The sequence below is a fragment of the Deltaproteobacteria bacterium genome (genome assembly GCA_016178705.1).
GTDB lineage: Bacteria > Desulfobacterota > Binatia > HRBIN30 > JACQVA1 > JACOST01.
Map to the genome: position 1 here is coordinate 93,637 of JACOST010000033.1, position 17,647 is coordinate 111,283.

Annotated in this window: 8 protein-coding genes; 3 read left to right on the plus strand and 5 right to left on the minus strand. The window is 63.5% G+C overall.

The genetic code is table 11. The features are described from left to right. Positions 1-6: 6 nt before the first annotated feature. Together HYR72_26365 and rfbH are read right to left on the minus strand one after the other, a co-directional pair. A complete protein-coding gene (locus HYR72_26365) occupies positions 7-957 on the minus strand; it encodes an NAD-dependent epimerase/dehydratase family protein (protein MBI1818524.1) in 951 nt (316 codons plus the stop codon). Next, a complete protein-coding gene (rfbH, locus tag HYR72_26370; protein ID MBI1818525.1) occupies positions 954-2,336 on the minus strand; it encodes a lipopolysaccharide biosynthesis protein RfbH in 1,383 nt (460 codons plus the stop codon). The genes HYR72_26365 and rfbH overlap by 4 nt, the downstream gene beginning before the upstream one ends. A gap of 185 nt (positions 2,337-2,521) precedes the next feature. Between rfbH and HYR72_26375 the strand changes: the two genes are divergently transcribed. After that, positions 2,522-5,026, plus strand: a complete 2,505-nt coding sequence (locus HYR72_26375) for a hypothetical protein (GenBank protein ID MBI1818526.1) — start codon at positions 2,522-2,524, stop codon at positions 5,024-5,026. 358 nt (positions 5,027-5,384) lie between these two features. Continuing rightward, positions 5,385-9,875, plus strand: a complete 4,491-nt coding sequence (locus HYR72_26380) for a hypothetical protein (protein MBI1818527.1) — start codon at positions 5,385-5,387, stop codon at positions 9,873-9,875. 277 nt (positions 9,876-10,152) lie between these two features. Here the strand turns inward: HYR72_26380 and HYR72_26385 are convergent, their stop codons facing one another. Beyond that, positions 10,153-12,177: a glycosyltransferase family 39 protein gene (locus HYR72_26385; GenBank protein MBI1818528.1), complete on the minus strand. Its 2,025-nt coding sequence runs from the start codon at positions 12,175-12,177 to the stop codon at positions 10,153-10,155. A 204-nt stretch (positions 12,178-12,381) separates the two neighbouring features. Between HYR72_26385 and HYR72_26390 the strand changes: the two genes are divergently transcribed. Then, positions 12,382-13,620 carry a LamG domain-containing protein gene (locus tag HYR72_26390; protein MBI1818529.1) on the plus strand — a complete coding sequence of 413 codons (1,239 nt, stop codon included), beginning with the start codon at positions 12,382-12,384 and terminating at the stop codon, positions 13,618-13,620. Between the two features lie 288 nt (positions 13,621-13,908). On the opposite strand, the gene HYR72_26395 is transcribed toward HYR72_26390, so the two are convergent. Continuing rightward, positions 13,909-15,414, minus strand: a complete 1,506-nt coding sequence (locus HYR72_26395; GenBank protein MBI1818530.1) for a glycosyltransferase family 39 protein — start codon at positions 15,412-15,414, stop codon at positions 13,909-13,911. Between the two features lie 82 nt (positions 15,415-15,496). Next, complete coding sequence (locus HYR72_26400) at positions 15,497-17,644, minus strand: glycosyltransferase family 39 protein (GenBank protein ID MBI1818531.1); 2,148 nt, start codon at positions 17,642-17,644, stop codon at positions 15,497-15,499. Positions 17,645-17,647 lie beyond the last annotated feature (3 nt).

Here is a 17,647-nt window from a genome sequence, read left to right on the forward strand (position 1 = left end):
AGGTGCTTAGTCGGTTGCCCAGGTACGGAGCAGGTCGAGCCGCGTGATCCACGCGGCGTAGTCGTCCCACACGTGGTCCCACTCAATCGCAGTGCGTTCATCGTCGGGATTGCGAAACGACGAGCCGGCGCTACCGGAAGCCGCTTCCACCTCGCAAGGAGTGAGATGCAGCCGGCGTTCGATCAGATCCCGCCGCACGATATCAACCCACTCGCGCGCGGTTGCTAGCAGTCCCGCTGGCCGCACGATGCGCCCGCGGCCGTCGATGAGGTCGCGCGCGACTTGCTCGTAGATGCGCGCGAGGTGAGACCATGGCAGATAGTCCGACACCGCCGCGGGCGTGTTCAGCACGAACTTCGTGCGAGTCAGCGTGTGTCGGATCAGCGTCGGCACGACCCGCTCGTCGTTTTCGAGCGGACCGATCGGGTTGGGAATCACGATCTTCGACACCAGCACTCCGGCCGACGTGGCGAGCCGCGCGAGCGCTTCCCACACCGCGCGCTTGCTGTGTGCGTAGGGTGTCGCCGCTGCCTCGACGGAGTTGCCGCCTTCGCCGGGTTCGAAGAACGAACCGGAATAGATGACCCCGTGCGCTGCGGATTCCGCGAGCGCGGCGACGAGGTCGGGAAGCGGATCGAGTCCAATTCGGGTGGCGGCTGCTACGTCGTAGTCCGGCGATCGGAACGCTTCCATCCAGTGATGATGGTGCACCCAGACAGCCGGCCGATGAGAGCGCACCCAGCGCGCAAAGCCACCGTCCTCAGCCCGCACGTCAAAATGAACCCGCACAGATTCCTGCAGTAGCTGCACGCGCAGGCCCCGCAGGCCGGCGTACTCGTCTGCGGCGCGCGGGCACAACGCGTGGACTTCCCATCCCCGCGCTTGCAGCTCTCGCGCGATCCACAGGCCGGTGAATGACGATGCGCCGGTGACCGCGGCCACGAGAGGCGCGCTCATCGTTGCGCGCGCACTCCCGCTTCGAGCTGTTCGAGCATGTAGGCGAGACGTGCCTTGTCGAGCGCGGGATGGACGCCGATCCAGAAGGTGCGCTTGAGGATCTCGTCCGACGCCGTTAGCTCGCCATGAATGCGGAACTCGGCGTCACGGTACGCAGGTTGGCGAGTGAGATTGCTGCCGAACATCAGTCGTGTGCCGACCTTGTGCTCTTCGAGAAACGTGGTGAGCCGCTCACGATCGATGCCGTCGGCGCAGTGAAGCGGGAATCCAAACCAACTCGGTTCGGTGCCGGCTGTCGGCTCGACCGGAATCAGACCGGCGCGCAACCGCGGTGAGCTGGTCACTCCGTCGTACAACGTGCGCCAGTTAGCGCGACGCGCCGCGATGAAGCGATCGAGCTTGGCGAGTTGCGACAGGCCGATTGCAGCCTGCATGTCGGTCATCTTCGCGTTGTAGCCGATGTTCGAATAGACGTACTTGTGATCGTAGCCGCGCGGTAGTCCGGCAAACTCCCAGGCGAACCGTTTGCCGCAGGTGTTGTCCTTGCCGGTATCGCACCAGCAGTCGCGTCCCCAATCGCGCATACTTTCGGCGACGCGTTTCCAGCGGCCGTCGGCGGGAATCACCGCACCACCTTCGCCAGTCGTAATGTGATGCGCGGGATAGAAGCTGAGGGTGGCGAAATCGCCGAAGCTGCCAACCGGCGCCGCGGTCTGGGTGGCGCCGGTTGAGATGGTGGCGCCGAGCGCATCGCAGCAGTCTTCGACGAGGTAGAGTCCTTCGGCTCGGCACCACTCCGCGAGAATGTCGGCGCGGTACGGATTGCCAAGAGTGTGAGCGAGGACGACCGCGCGCGTCTTCGGCGTGCGCGCCGCCATGATGGTTTCCGGCTGCGCGTCGAGCGTGCGAAAGTCCACGTCGACGAACACTGGTACCCAGCCGTTTTGAAAGATCGGGTTGACCGTGGTGGGAAAGCCCGCGGCCACCGTGATCACTTCATCGCCCTTAGCAAGTGGGCGACGATCGATGGTCTTCAACATCGGCGCGCCGAGGCTGCTGATCGCGATCAAGTTGGCGCTCGACCCACTGTTGACGAGCAACGCGTTGCCTTGGCGGTTCATTCGCGCCGGCAGCGCTTGTTCGAGCTGCGTGCCGTACCGCCCCGAGGTCAGCCACAGATCGAGCGAGGCGTCGATGAGGTGGACGAGGTCTTCGACATCGAGCACCTTGGCGGTGACCGGGATGTACGTCGTGCCGGCAACGAACGGCGCTGGCGCGTGCGCCACGTCGAAGAATGCACGCGCCGCTTGCAGCACCTGCGCGCGCGCGTCGTGCTTCGGATCGCGCGCCGGCGCCGGGGTTGGCGTCGATGAACTCACGATACTCTCCGCAGTGTCATCGCGTTGGACGATATCTTACTTGCGGCGCCTGGCCAAATCTGCGGTCAGTGCTTCCCAACGCCGAATACCGACGGCGTCTTTCCTTGCCCTGCGCGGATCGGAATGGCAAAGCTGCCGCTGGGATGACGGCGGGGGAGCGGACCACTGAGGATCAAGAACCCGGAATGACGCGCGGCGGAATCGCGCGCGGGCTGGCGTGCGTGGTGACGATCGGGCTCGTGACCGCGGCGCAGTGGAAGTTCGCCGATCCCGAGTGGCGCCCGACCGGATGGTGGCTGATGTTGGCGGCGCTGGTGGTCGCGCCGCTGTGGCAATGGCGGTTGCCGATCACGGACTGGCGGCAAGCGAGTGGACGGCTCTGGGGTTTGCACCCACAAGCGATGCGCCGCGTTGGCGGTGCGGCGATCGTGCTGCTCGGCGCCGCACTATGGTTCGATGCGTCACGCCGCCTCGCAATCGAGTGGGTGCCGAACTTCGATCGCTCATGCATCACCTGGGTGATAGCTGCCGCGGTGATGAGCCTCGGCTTTCGCGTGGCACAAACACCGCTGACCACTGCGCGCGATCGCCTGCGGCGTTGGGAATGGATCGCGCTGGTGCTCATCTGCGCGCTGGCGACGGCCTACAAGCTGGGCAACTTCGAGAACTTTCCGCCGCGCGATGAAGTGTCGCAGGTCGAAGAGCTGCAAGCCGGCATGTTCGGCGCGCAGTTTGTTGCCGGCGTACGCGAGCGCTGGGAGTTCGCGGCGCAGGCGGCAATATCAGGACTCGGCATCTGGCTCGGCGGTCCAACATTGCAAGCGGTGCGCGAGGCGTTCGCCGCCATCAATCTGCTCAAAGTGCTGCCCGCCTATTTTTGGTTTCGCGCCCTTGCCGGTCCCGCTGGAGCGATGGTCGGCACCGCGTTGCTCGCCGTGTCGGGGTGGGACTCTGTCGTGAACCGCATCCCCGGCCATCCCGACGGATTCGTCGCGATGTGTTGCTTCGCGCTGCTGGCAGGTCCGGCGGCGCGTGGCAATTGGGCGGCGTATCCGTGGATCGGCTTGCTCGCCGGGTACTCGACGCTGACCTACATCGCGTTCCGGCCGCTCGCCGGACTGGCCTTAGCGGGCGCATTCATTGCCAACCTAGCGCGATCGGAATCGCGGCCAGCATCGCCGACAGAATCTCGGCCAGGATCTCAGCCAGGATCTCAGAAAGGATCGCGTCAGTGGCCGAGGGCGACGATTGCCACCGCGTTGGTCGCGAGTCTGATGGCGGGGATCTTCCTGACGGTGGTGTTCAAATTGGGGGATCACTTCGCCTTCGAATATTTCAACGGTTGGAACCGCGCGCACGGCAACACCGAGTACTACACGCCGGGAGAACCGCTGTCGGGGATGTTGCGCAAACGCTGGGTCCGCACCGCCGAAGCGGTTGCGCTTTTCTATACGGAGGGCGACGCGAACCGCACCCATAGCCCCGACGGCCGTCCGCAGGTCGATCCGCTCACCGGCGGCTTGATGCTGCTCGGCGTCGCTTACGGCGCGGTGATGTGGTGGCGCGGGTTCTACGGCTTGGTGTTGGCGGGCTTCGCGATTACGTTCTTCGGCACCGCCATCGCCACCAGCAATCTCGACGTACTCCGCGTGCAGGCGACGATCACTTACGTCTACACGCTCGCGGCCGTGGGCGCGGGTGCGGCCGTCGCCGGCGTGCGACGCAGCTTTGGGCGCATCGGGTATCTGGTGATTGGGGGACTGCTCGCGATCGGCGTCGCATACGGGGCGTACTGGAACGGCGATCTCTTGTACAAGCTGTGGACCTCGCCGATCACTCGGCAAGACTACCGCAGCGACCTTGCCTACTTGTCCGATTGGCTCCGCGAGAACGCGCATGGCCGGCGTGTCGTTGGTCTCCTACCCAACGGCGGCTTCGTCGTGTTCATGGACAACGATGCCTCATGGCTGCGTGGCCCCGATGTCAGTGGCATCGCGACGTGGGATGTCGGTGAGATGTTCCATCAGTTGGGCGGGGAGCACGGCGAAGTCATGTTGATCATCTCGACGCCGAAGACCGTCATGGATGTCGCCGGTTATCTTGAATCCATCCTGCCCGGCCTTCGTCTCGAACCGCGCCTCGGGCCAGAGGGTCATGTGCGCATGGCTTACGGTGCGCTCACCGCACCACCCGCGGCGATGCACTCGCCGGTGTATCGCGCCGTACGCTGCACCGGCGTGCGGGCGCGTTTCATCTTGCGGGGTGAAAACGGCGCTGTCATCCAGACCATCGAGCAGGTCGTTCCGTTCATCGACACCACGACGTGGCTGGGCGCGGTGCGCGAAGCCGTGTCGCATCATGAGCAAGACGGCCGTTGGATCGATGCCACGTGGGCCGGCAAGTTCAGCATCGACACAGCCGGCGAGTACTGGTTCTTGCCCGAGTCTTATGAAGGGCAGGTCAATGCGGTCATCGATGGCAAGCCGGTGCCAGGTGGCGTGGCGACGCCGCTCGCGTTGAGTGGCGGATCGCATTCCATGTCGATGAGCGGCCGATTCAATTCACGCATCCTCGAACCCACCGCGCGGCTGTCGTGGCGGCGCCCCGGACGCGAGGAGTTCGAGTTGGTCCCGTTCTATCGGCTCGCCATCGTCGATGCGCAATGCCTGGTGCAATTCGACGGCAATTAGTGATCCACCAATTCGTCGAGGAAGCCCGCACAGCATCCGGAGTCGAGATTTCCTCTCCTGCATTACATGCGGGAGAGGGCGTGGGTGAGTGTTGCGGGTGGGAGGGCCTACTGCGCTTGGTGGTACCACGAGAGCAGCAGATTTTGGATTCCAACATTTTTCCTTGTGAGAGAGCCACGATCGGTGATAGCTGAATCCTACAATACTTGACATCATGCGTGCGGCCGGAGGCTTGAGGAGACCACGAAGTAGCACCACGGCCGCAACCATTTGCGCGCTGACAGTAGTGCTGTTTGTGTCGCCGCCCCCTGCTCGCGGCTGCGATCCTACACAGTGTCGAGGCGACTTTGGGGCGCGAGTGCTCGACGCCGGCACCGGCGTGGGGACCACCTTCGAGATCCCGATCGCATGGGACGCGGTAGTCGGCGCGACGGGCTACGTCCTGGAACGCGACACGATCTGTGATTTTCCGGCCGCGACGAATACTGCCGTTGACGAGGTTGGGGTCAACAACGGCATCTATCAAGGTGGGCTTACACAGGGTGTCTCGGGCGGGGTGACCGGCGACGGCAACACGGCGGTACTCTTTGACGGATCGACAGGGTTCGTCGACGGTGGGAACAACCCAAGCATCGACATTACTTACAAGGCCACCGGACTGACGCTGGAGGCGTGGGTCAATTCGCGATCGTTTCCCGGATACGCGACCGTCATCGGTAAGCAAACCAACTTCAACGCCAACTACGCTCTCGACATCGCTGGTGGTGTGCAGATTCGGTACTTCACGGCCAATGGCGGCTATGACACTCAGGTATGGCCGGTCTCCCTTACGACGAACACATGGTACCACGTCGTCCTGACACATGCTCCAGGTGGCACTGTAGAGCTGTGGCTGAACGGGGTCAGCCAAGGAACGCGAGTGAGCCTGACCTTGCCGATTCGAAGCCCCGACCCGGTTGGGATTGGAACGAAGAATGGAACTGGCCCGCTCTATCCCTTCGACGGGGCCATTGACGAGGTAGCGATCTATAGTCACGTGCTGGCTGCGAACCGCATCCAAGCGCATTACAACGGCGCGCAGTCGGCGACGTATCGCGCAGCGATACTGGCGGACTCACCTGCGGCATACTGGCGCCTTGGCGAGCATGGCCCCACCGAGTACGCACTCTCTCGGTCGATCACTGCATTCGGTGACACTGGAGCACCGCCGGATGATCGGTGCCGGTTCTTTCCTGAAGACGCCTGCCCCTTCGGCTCAAGGACCGGTTGGCTGAGGCCTGCAACCACATACTTCTACCGCGTGCGAGCCGCGACCCCGGCCGGGGAGCAATTGTCCAACTGTGTGAGTGCTCAGTTGGCCACCGGACCCGTGCGGGGATTGGCAGGCGATTTGTGGGCGGACGTGGTGCTGGGCAAGCCGGACTTCGGGCAAAACTCCCTCTTGAAGACGACCGGTCAGGGATTGGAGCTGCCGAGTGGCGTGCTGGTCGACAAGCGGCCAACTGGTGCACCCAGTCACATCTTCATCGTCGATTCGAACCACAATCGAATTCTCGGTGTTGACCATATCGGTCACTGTGGAACCGGACAGATGTGTACTACCGACGCGGATTGTGGCGGGGCGGCTTGCGCGCTGGACTATCCGAATCTCACGCCGACGATCGTGCTCGGTCAGGATGCACTCGTCGATAAGTCCGCCTGCAACGGCGACGGCACCGGGCAGCTCTTTCCCGCTCGCGCCGCGGCGAGTGCCGCTTCCTTGTGTCTCGTTCCCCCACTCCAGATCAGTATAGCGGAGGTCATCTTCGGCTCGATGATGGACCTCGATGGCAGCGGCGCCTTGTACGTCCCCGACACGTTCAACAACCGCGTGGTCAAGTATGATGATCCGTTTACCACCGACAACGTGGCGGATACGGTCTGGGGCCAGGACGATTTTGCCGGCAACCAATGCAACAAGGGGCGCGCTGCTGACTGCACGACGCTGTGTCTGGAGGGGGGCGCCCCGCACGCCGGTGTTGCTATCGATGACGAAGGCAACCTGTGGATCGCCGATTCGCAGAACGCTCGCGTGCTCCGATTTCCGAAGTGTCCGCGTAGCGGCAGCGCGGTGTGCAGTGGCGTTACCGCTGGACAGCATGCCAAGGCGGCAGACGTGGTTCTTGGGCAAGCGAGCTGTACTGCGGCGACGCGCGGCGGTGCCGGGCGTGGGCTCGATCAACTGGCCTTTCCGTTAGATGTTGCCTTCGATAAACCTCGGCGCATTCTCTACGTCGCGGACTATGATGAGGACGGGGCCGCGCGAATCGTGGCGTTCACGCCTTCGCAGACGGGGGACTTCGCGACCGGCATGGCGGGGACGGCGTTGCCTCTGCTGCGGCCGACGCAGTTTCCCGGAACACCTCCAGAAATCTGCGACAGCCGGCCGGTCGAGATCACGATGGACAGCCAGAGCCCGAATCTGTGGGTTCGGTACGGGGGCGATGCATGCCTGGAGTTGCTCGATGTCAGCACTGGGCATCCGCTCAATCGCGTGCTGAAGACTGCCGGGCCTTTGCGGGGTGTGGACGTTGATGGCGGCGGCAACCTCTTCTTCATCGACATTTACTCGGGCCTGCGACGCATCAGGCGCGCGGGTCTTCCCGCCCTCCCCACCGTGGTAGCAAGCGACACTGCCCCAGGTGTGTTCACTCAGATCGGCTCGCTTGGCGGCGGGGGCTTTAGTGCGGACGCATTCACTTCTGCCCGCGGGGTCGCCTTGTTGAGTGATCCCACCCTGCTCTCGGGCGATCAACTCGTCGTCGCTGACACGTATCGGCTCCTGATCTGGAACGATGCTGGCGTCAGCACTCTGGGCAACGGGCAGGCGGCGGATGACGTCTTCGGCGCGGCGGCCCTGGATGATGGGAGCAATTTCAATCAGCACTCCTTTACGTTTCCGCAAGTGTCCGGTGGCGTGTTGTGGGTGACGAAGCAGTCTGGAGGAGTCACCGAGCTGCTGGCGTTTGCCTATCCGTTGTGTGGCTCGCAGAGCGGTGGCGCTGGAGGACGGTGTGCGCAGCCATCGACGCCGGTGCGAACACTACAGCTCTCTGCCGGGAACGGGTTTTCCGGTTACCCGGTCCGCGGCGTCCCTGGGACGACCGTAGCGGCTGCAGCAGGCGACATGATCGACTTCTCGTTTGAGCGATCTGGGAATGCGGTGTGGGTGGCCGATCGATACAATAGCCGCATCTTTCGCATTGCCAATCTGAATGGACCAGGCGCACCCGAGGTCGACGCGCTCTTGGGGCAAGACGATCCCACCGCAACTCAATGCAATCGTGGTGCTGGTGCACCCGATGCGAATACGTTCTGCCTTCCCTATGGCGCGACTGTCGATCCCGATGGGAACTTGTACGTTGCCGACAACGGTGGCGAGGGTGGCACCAACAAACGCTTGCTCGAATTTGATGCCGCCGTGCTTGCTCCCGCATCGCAGGCGATCCTTGGCCCGAACGCGACGCATGTGTTTGGAACCGGCGGCGCGTTCGACGTGAACGGTCAATACGCCGCCAGCGATCCGTACATCAGCCCATTCAAGCCGACCATGCATCCGCGCGGCTACATGATCGCGGGGCACAATCCTTACGCCACGTCACGCTTCCCGATGCTGTGGCTCAGCCCCTTGGAGGATCAAGTCCCACAATTGGCCTTGGGCGACATGACCAGTTATCCGGACGGCAGCTGGTTCTTTGACAAGAACGGCAACCTGTACGCCTCAGACCAGAACTGGTCGCGCGTGCTCATCTACAAAGACCCGTTTGGAAACGCCGGGCCCACGCAGCCGCCGACAGCGACACCGACTGTGACATCGACGCGTTTGACGCCGACGATTACGCCGACTCGGACGGTGACAGTGACACCGTCCGTGACATCGACGCGTTTGACCCCGACGAGTACGCTGACTCAGACGGTGACCGCCGTCCCAACCGCCACGCCCACCGCAGTGCCAACCCACGACTCGGTGGTGGTGGCGCGCGGACCGCTGGCGGTAACGATTCCGCTAGGGCAAACCTCCCGGGACGTCCTGCTGACCGTGACGGTGCGCAACGCTGATGTGCTCCCGACTACCGAGGTGCGGGGACATGTGATTCAGCTTAGCGCCGGCGATGGGACGTGTCCGACGGGAACCGTGGCTGGCTTGCCCGACTTCGATGCTGCGGCACCCGGAGGGCAAGATGCAATAGTGGTCGCGGGTGGGGCGACGAAGGTGGCGCGCGTGCCGGTGCATGTGAGCCAAGGCAGTTTCACCACCTTCAATCACGTGGCGCCGCATCGCTGCACACTGCTCCTGAGCGCCAGCACTGTGGTGCCGGGTAACGTCGACCCGACGCCGGGTAACAACGTACTGTCGATCGAGCTGAACGTGATCGATAGGAACGATCCGGAGCAGAGCGTGCAGCACGAGAGCGTGATCAAGAGTGTGCTGCCGATATTGGTGACGATCGCCCGCGGTCGGGCGAGTGCGACCCGTTCCGCGCTGCCGACGGTGGTCAATGCGGACATCTTGCCGCGGGATGTGGGGGATGCGATCACGGTGACCGCGAGCGACGGGGACTGTCCAGTCGGTACCGTGGGGCTACCGCGAATGGACGGGACAACCAATGTCGCAACGCTCGACGGGGGTAGGACGAAGCGCGGGACACTGCCGTTGACGATCACTGCGAGTGGGTTCGCGACGGCGAACGCGAAGTCACCAGCGCGCTGCACGGCGACGCTGACAGCGACCGGCCCCGGCGGTGACACCGACGCCTCCAACAACAACACCACGCTGGTGATTGATGTGATCGACCGCAACGATTTCTGACGGCCGACACATCTCAGCTCCTGCGAGCGGGTTGGTCGGGGCTTGGTGGATCGTGAGGAACCCGTAGAGACAGTGAACTTCAATCCAAGGAAAAGAATTCAACGCAAAGTCGCCAAGGCGCAAGGACGCAAGGGGCTTTGGTCCGACGACTCTGCATGAGCGAACGCCACCGTAACGCCCTTCAGAGAAATGGCCTCTCGTCACATACTCGTGTTGCACGTTTGCGCCCTTGTGACTTTGCGTTTGCGTATGTTTTGGATTTCTTCTCTCGTCTCGTTCAGCCCTCCTCTCTGCGACTCGGCGTCTCTGCGGTGAGATCACCTTTTGTGCGCGGCTGACCGACGAAGATCAGGAATAGTGTTGGCCCGTGCACCGGGTGGCGGCGGTACTCCTGCAAGCGCGCGTCCGGAAAGCGCGTGAGCAATGCCTCGCGTGCCGCCTTGTCCTCGGATCGCACGACGAACAGATCGGCTCCCGTCGGCTCCGTCAGATTGACGTTGGTCAGCGCATCGGGGTTGGGCGGCAACGTGATCGGCAGATCGGCGATGATCATGCGCAGTCCTTCCGGCCCCGGTTGCGGGAAGCTGGGCAGATGGATGGTGTACTGCGACGCATACTGGCGGGCGACCCAGCCGGCTTCCGATCCGACATCGCCGAATAGCCACCCGCGTCCGTAGCCGACGAAATAGATCTGTAGGTTCGCGGCGACGCACAACACGACGACAGCGGCGAGGGTGAGATCACGCGCCCAGCCACACCAGCGCCAACGTCCGGCCCAAAAAGTCGCGGCGCTTTGCACGACGGCGATCGCCGGCACCACCATCCCCAGCGGCAGCGCTCCGGTCGTGCGATTGAAGCCGGGCGCATATTGCAGCCCAAGGCCGAGCAGCAGATAGCCGGACGTGAAGACCAGTGCGTTGATGGCGACGAACTCTCGCAACCCGCGCACGACCAACACAGCGCCCGGGATCATGAGTGCGGCCGTGTAGACGTCGGCCATTGGCACGTCGATGCCGTACTGCGGCTGCGCGTCGTGTCCGATATGGAAGCCGCGGATCGCGTTCCAGGCTTGATACGCAACGACCGCCGCAGTCGACTCGGTGTGGTAGACGCCGCTCTTGAGGCCGCCCATCATCGCCGGGCTGAAAATATTGATCTCGCGCGAGCGCGCCATCATCTCATCGCCCTGTTGCCACAACGCGACGCCGAACGGGGCGGCGGCCGTGATCAAGGTGACGACGAACAAGCTGAGCGGGACGAGCAACGCGCGTCGTCGACTCGGATGCAGCAGCATCACCAGCCCGAGCGCCGCGAACAGCAACGGCAGCGACATCACCGAGGCGGAGTACGTTTGCACCCCCAGCGCCATCACGATCCCGAGCAGCACGGCATTGAAGATCGTGGGCGCGGTCCACACGCGGCTCAGCACCGCAAAGGCGAGCGACACCACAAACGCGCTCTGGATGTAGCCCGAGGCGATACGCGAGAAGGCAACGTGGCAGTGGTTCGCAGCGAGCAGTGTCGCACTCACGGCAGCCACGCGCAGATTGGTGACGCGCCGGACCCCGTCGAAGAGCAAGGCGATCGACAAGATGCCCAACACGACATCGGACATGCGGGCGCCGACGAGGTTGAATCCGAGCGGCAGTGTGCCGAGCGCCGCGAGAGAGAAGTGCAGTTGCATCATCGCGTACGCGCCGGCGCGCGCGGGCGGCGCGAACCAATCAAGGTCGGGCTTCGCCCACAGTGCACGGGCCGTCATGGGGATCGTCCCCTCGTCGCAGTGGATGTCGCGCGGAACGGTATCGATCGACCACAACCGGATCGCCGCGGCGAATGTGACGATCACGATGCCAGTAATCCAGACGCCGGCCGTGGCGCGTCGCCCCGTCGGCACGCCGGCCGAGAGCCACGCGCCTCCGAGCACCCACGCCAATCCGATGAGCCAGACGACGAGGACTAGCCGCGGAGACTGGTGCGTCGCTTTTCCCGCAGCGGCGCCGGCCATGAGCAACCAGCCAGGCAACAGCCAGCCACAGAATCGCCAGCGGCTGGGCCACGTCAAAGGTGTCGGCGGTTGCGATGTGTCGGCCCACCACCGGGCGCCAGTGTTGGCGATCGCCGCAGTGATCGCTGTTGCAGCGAGCCAGCGCGGATCGAACAACGTGACGGCGAACTGATACGCACTAGCCAGGCACGCCAGTGCACTCACGCGTCGGGTGGCATCGAGGAGCCATGCGGTCCATCGCGACGCGTGGCGCCGGCCCGTGCCCGCACTAGCGGGCGCGTTGGTCACGTTCATGACTACGGCGCTCTTACACGGCTCACTGGACGTCGGCAACGCAAACTGTGCAGGCGAGAATTGCTTGAGGACGTTTCTTGACAGCAACGCAGTGGGTCTGACAGACAGCCGGAGCCGCAACGGGAGTTTAAGTGCAGCATGCCGCGACGTCTAAGGAAGACTTGCCCGGACGTCGCTTCACACCTGGGTGTGCAACTGAGGAGAATGACGACGCGCCGACTACTGCTCACTGCCTTCGTGCTGACGCTGCTGGTTCTGCCCCGCAGCCTGCTTGCGGCCATCTGTTCGACGATGCCGAACAATCCTTGGGGTGCCAACACTGGCTGGTGGACCGCCGATTCGATCAGCGCCAGCAACGGCGGCACGATGACAACATGGGCCGACAGCAGCGGCAGCCTCAACACAGCGACCGTGGTCGGCCGCACGCCTCCGACCTACCAGACCGCCGTTATCAACGGTCTGCCGGTCGTGCGCTTTGATGTCCACGGTGGTGGCGCCTTTGACCTCGCGCTTCCGCGGTCGACGCAGACCTTTACGTTCATTGCGGTCGTGCGGCCCGCGGACCTGAGCCAGACCATGTCGATCCTTGCCGACTCCTACGACGGCCGCGACTTCAGCATCGCTCCGGGGGGAACGCAGTTACTGTCTCGAACATTCTTGCAAGGTCTCGGTTCGAGTGCCACGGCGATTGCCACCACGGCCTTTCATGTTGTGACCGTGACCTACGACGGAACCACCGTCAGATTCTACCTCGACGGTGCCGCTGACGGGATCAACACCAGCGTCCGAACCTTTTCGCATACCGAGACCGCTCATCTGGGATACGCCAACATCGCGACCTCGCATTTTTTCAGGGGGGACATTGCGCAAGCTGTCCAGTGGGACACGGTGCTATCTGACGCGGATCGGTGCGCGGCGATTGGCTGCCTTGGTTCGGAGTACGGCATCACGATCAACAGGGCTTCTTGCCCCGCGACGCCGACGCCGACGAACACCCCAACGGGCACGCTGACACCTTCAAACACGTCAACGCCAACGCCGACTCGAACCCCGACCGCTACTCCCCGGCCAACCTGGACCCAACCGCTCTACTTCTCTACGTTCAACCACGGCGACCCCAACGATCTCTACATCTACGAAACCACCGATGCGACGAACTTCACGCTGCCCGCGGGATGCTCTGCTCCAATCGCAAAGTTTCCCGGTCCGGGAGGCGTCGGTACGTCATTGAGTACGATCGCCGACTCGCTCATGCACTACAATGGCAAATACTGGGTCGCGTTCGAGTACAACTCCTTGCTTGCCTGCGAAAACGTCTTCGGAATTATGAACGCCAGCATCAGTCTGCGGACTGGGCCGGTTGGATCGCAAGTAACAGCGGAGCGGAGGGACCGGTCCTCTTGCGCGTCAGCCCTTCGAAGTGGCGAATCTTCCTCGACGTGACCTCGGGTCAGTCGTATTCCTATGGCGACAGTACGGATGGCTGGGCAACCTGGAGCAACAGTGGGGGCTTGACCCTCATTCACACCACTCCATTCATCCGTGCTGGGACCGGTTCGTTCATGGTGATCGCACCGACGACACGGTCAAGCAGGCATCCGAAACGATCGCTGAGGAACTCACGAAGCGACTAGTACGGGCGGCGGCGATGCATCAGCCGACCACTCTGTCTCCTCGTGGCCCGCGGTGATGACCAGAGTGGCACCCCGCGTTCTACGCAGATCGCAATCGCTAGTCCCACACCTTGTAGATTCGAAAGGTATCGGCCTCGGCCACTAGGCGATTGTGATTCCAGAACCTCACCACCGGCGGTGGATCGAGGTTCGACAGCACGGTGGTAAACTGATTGGCCTTCAACCAGGGGCCGAGTTCCGCTGGGTTTACATCCGCGATGCTCCCCCGCATCATCAACCCTCGTCGCCGGGCATAGTAGAGGAAGTCGGCCGACCAATCGCGTCCTTCGACGATCACCCGCTCGTCGGGCGTGGTTGCTTCCTGCAGAACCTTGCCGATTCGGTAAGCCGGGGCGCCCTCGTAGGTCAGACCGAAGGGCGCCGCCAAGATGCTGCCTTGGCCGTACAAAATCCGGAGCAACAGCAACGGAATGACCCAGCGGGCGATTTGGTTGTGTACGGACTCGACACACAACGCATAGAGACCGACCCCAACCAGGATTGCGGCCGTCGGCGAAATCGCCATCTGGTAGTAGGTGTGAAGGAAGTAGAGATTGAAGAAGGTTGCTTGCGTGAGGACCCCGCCGAGCAGCATCGTCAGCACAAAGCTGCGCCCAGTTCGCCCGCTGGTCATCGCCCAAACCAAGCCGAAGAGGGGAAACACCACGAAATATTCTGGGGCAAAGTTGTCCCACATGCGCAGCCAGACGGTCTGCCACGCCTCCCATTGCGTTCGCTGCTCCCACGTCCCGTAGGTCCACAACCCAAGGCTGCCCGACACGAGCCAACTGGTTGCCGGCGACGCCGCCTTCACGCGGTCAGCGAAGGTGGTCCATGCGTAGACCGCCATGAGTGGAAGAAGACCAGCGACGCCGAGTCCGAGGCCAGACGTCAGCACGCGGCGCAACCGGTCACGCGCAGTGGACGCACCGCGCAGGTCATCTCCTAGGCGGCGCACGACAGCCCACCCAATTGCGACGGCGACAATCGGTGTCGTGGTCGGCTTCGTCAATAGGCTGAGGAATCCAAAACCGGTTGCCGCAATCAGGTAGAGGCGCGCGCCGCGATTTAGCACCCACCCCTCGAGGTAGTAGAGGTACGCCAGCGTGAAGGTTACCGACGCATAGTCGATCATCGCGGTGCGGCTCCAGAAGATGGTGAAGGGCATCCATACATAGGCCATCAGGATGCAGGCGCTGGCGGCCCACTCTTCGAAGTGGCGCCGGCACAATGCGTACAGAAAACCGGCGGAGAGATAGAAGAAGAACAAGTTCGTCGCCCGGCACGCGGCGTCGATGCTCTCGGCGCCCGCCTTCACCAACAGTGCGGCGGCGGCTTGAAAGATGGGGAACTCGAATGGTACCTGCCACGGCGGACCGAAGATGGGGGTCTCGTAGTTGAACAGGCGGATGCCGTTGTCGACCATCGCCCACACTGTGATGGCGGTCTGTGCCTGTCGAAACGGGTGTTCCTCCACCAACGGCGTGGCGAGATGGCGGGCGCGCACGGCCAGCGAGGCGACTAGGAGGGCGCCCAGCAGAGCGCGGCTGGTCCAAAACGTCATTGGCCGCCCTCTCTCACGGTCGTTGGCTTGTCCCATCAGGTCTGGCATCGCTACCTAGACACTCGCGTTCGCGCTACCAGGCTCATCCTTGCGGCGTCGGTCGCAATGCTTCGCAAGGAATGGGGCGTTCCGTCTGGTCGGCACCACGCCACGACAGTACCAGCGTCGCGGGTGGCCCTTTGCGGATCTCCGCGCTGATGCCGATGGCGTGCGGACCAGGCACTACGCGCAGCGGCGAACCGACTGCCGCGCCGTCGATCGTTAGCGATGCCGTCGTGAACGCCTGAGCGAGCTGAACTTCGGTGGGCACACCGTCCGGGACTATGAGCGTGCCGTGCCACTCGATGCGCTGTGGGGGGTGCGGATCGCAGAGCGAGTTGAGATCGAAGAAGGCAAGGTAGGCGTCAATCACGGCTTCGGCGCCTGCGCACCCGGTGCGACGGAGACCGCAGGCCGCACTCGTTCGATCCGCATGTTGCGAACTCGTGGGAGCGTCGACGGCGAGACTCCAGCCTTTCACTGACCCGCTGGGCTCGGTGAGAGGATGTGGCACGCCTGCAGGATACACGCGCTGCACATGCGCGACGCTGTATTCTTGCGACCAGTACGGAATAACGAAGACCGCCGGTCGATTCACGTCCACCACTCGCGGAACCTGATCGACGAGGTTGGGTATGTTGACGACGCTGTGTGTGTGGGTCAGTGCCTGAAACGTATGATTGCCGACGATCGCCGGCCCGCTCTCGACATAGTACACCGGCGTGGTCGGACCCGCGGCGATCGTGCGCGCGATCGTGTCGACCTCGTGCGCGTGGTTCATGTCGGTCAAGTAGTGCAGCGTGCGGGCGCCGCCGATCCACGCGTCGTAGCCGAAGAAGCCGAGTGTGCAGACTGCGGTCAGCGCGAATCCGACGGCGCGCGGCAGTCGGCGGCGTAGCCAGTTGAGGGGAGTGCCCACTCCCAGTCCGATCAGGATCGCCAACGCCGGCAGCGCGACGGCGAGACGATACGAGGCCTCGGGCACCGAAGAGAGTGCCACCGCGACCAGTGTCAACACTAGCCACAGCGGCGCGATCGTGAAGCGCCAATCGCGTGCGTGTGCGGCGCACACCAACACTCCCAACGCTGCGGCGATCAGCTCGCAGGTGTCCACCAATGGTTCTGTGTCGTTGTGGTTCGCGGCCATTTCGGCACCACCGATCACGATGCGCGCGAGCTGCTCAAGCTGATGGAGCAATGCTTGTTGGAGCGAGCCGTAGCGGGCGACTAGCGCGGCACGGAACGCGGGACCAAGTGCGGTGATCTCCTGCGCACGGTCTAGATACCCGAGGCCACTGTCCGTTCGGAGCATCGGTATCAACACCATGCTGGCCACCGCGCCCGAGACCACGATCATGAGCGTCGTACGTCGTGCAAACCCGCGGGTCACCGTCGCGTGCCACAGCCACCACACCAGAACGGTCACCAAGACGACCTTGATCGGGTCGTAGAGTTGCAAGGCCAGCCCCGCCGCGATGCCGGCAATGATCGCGTCGGAAATCCGTCCACTGTCGCATGCGCGCACCAGCAGCCACCAGATCAGCGACGCGCCGAACGCCGCGCTGAGCGATTGGCTGAAGCGCGACGCAACCAGATGCCAATGCGAGACCGTCAGCGCCAAACTTGTCGCGATGGCGATGGCCGGGCCGCTCAGTCGACGCCCCAGCGCGTAGGTTGTGGCGATCGACAACACGCCCCAGGCCGCACAACTGTAGCGCGTCGCGCTGAACCAGTTGGGCGACACGAAGCCGAGCAACCACTGCAGCGCGACGGCGAGGCCGGGGTTGCCGGTCGAGTAGCGATCGATGCGGCTGAAAATGTTCTCAGCGGTGCCGGTGCGCATCGCTTCGAGAGCGGGGAAGGCGTTGTTCTCGTCGAAGTGGATCGCATAGGGAATGTCGGTGACGCGATAGAATCGCGGGATCGCTGCGACGATCAGAATGGCGAGAGCGATCCACCCGGTCGCCGTCATGTGGAGCCGGCGCCATTGCGGTGGTGGTGCCCACGCTGCGAGCAATACGATGAAACTGACGGCCCACGCCCAGAAGCCGATGCCGTATGGAGTCGGTAGACGTGGCCAATTCGCGACGCCCCACCACCACAGCGAGACGCCGATCCCACTCAGAATGAGGCGCACGCCTAGCAACGACTGCGTGTCGTCACTCGGTGTCGTGGCGGACACGGGGTCCATATC

Excerpts from the sequence above, each read along its gene's own strand:
- HYR72_26390 (MBI1818529.1), top strand. The coding sequence starts at position 12,382 with ATGACGACGCGCCGACTACTGCTCACTGCCTTCGTGCTGACGCTGCTG.
- HYR72_26385 (MBI1818528.1), bottom strand. The coding sequence starts at position 12,177 with ATGAACGTGACCAACGCGCCCGCTAGTGCGGGCACGGGCCGGCGCCAC.
- HYR72_26400 (MBI1818531.1), bottom strand. The coding sequence starts at position 17,644 with ATGGACCCCGTGTCCGCCACGACACCGAGTGACGACACGCAGTCGTTG.
- HYR72_26395 (MBI1818530.1), bottom strand. The coding sequence starts at position 15,414 with ATGACGTTTTGGACCAGCCGCGCTCTGCTGGGCGCCCTCCTAGTCGCC.
- HYR72_26375 (MBI1818526.1), top strand. The coding sequence starts at position 2,522 with ATGACGCGCGGCGGAATCGCGCGCGGGCTGGCGTGCGTGGTGACGATC.
- HYR72_26365 (MBI1818524.1), bottom strand. The coding sequence starts at position 957 with ATGAGCGCGCCTCTCGTGGCCGCGGTCACCGGCGCATCGTCATTCACC.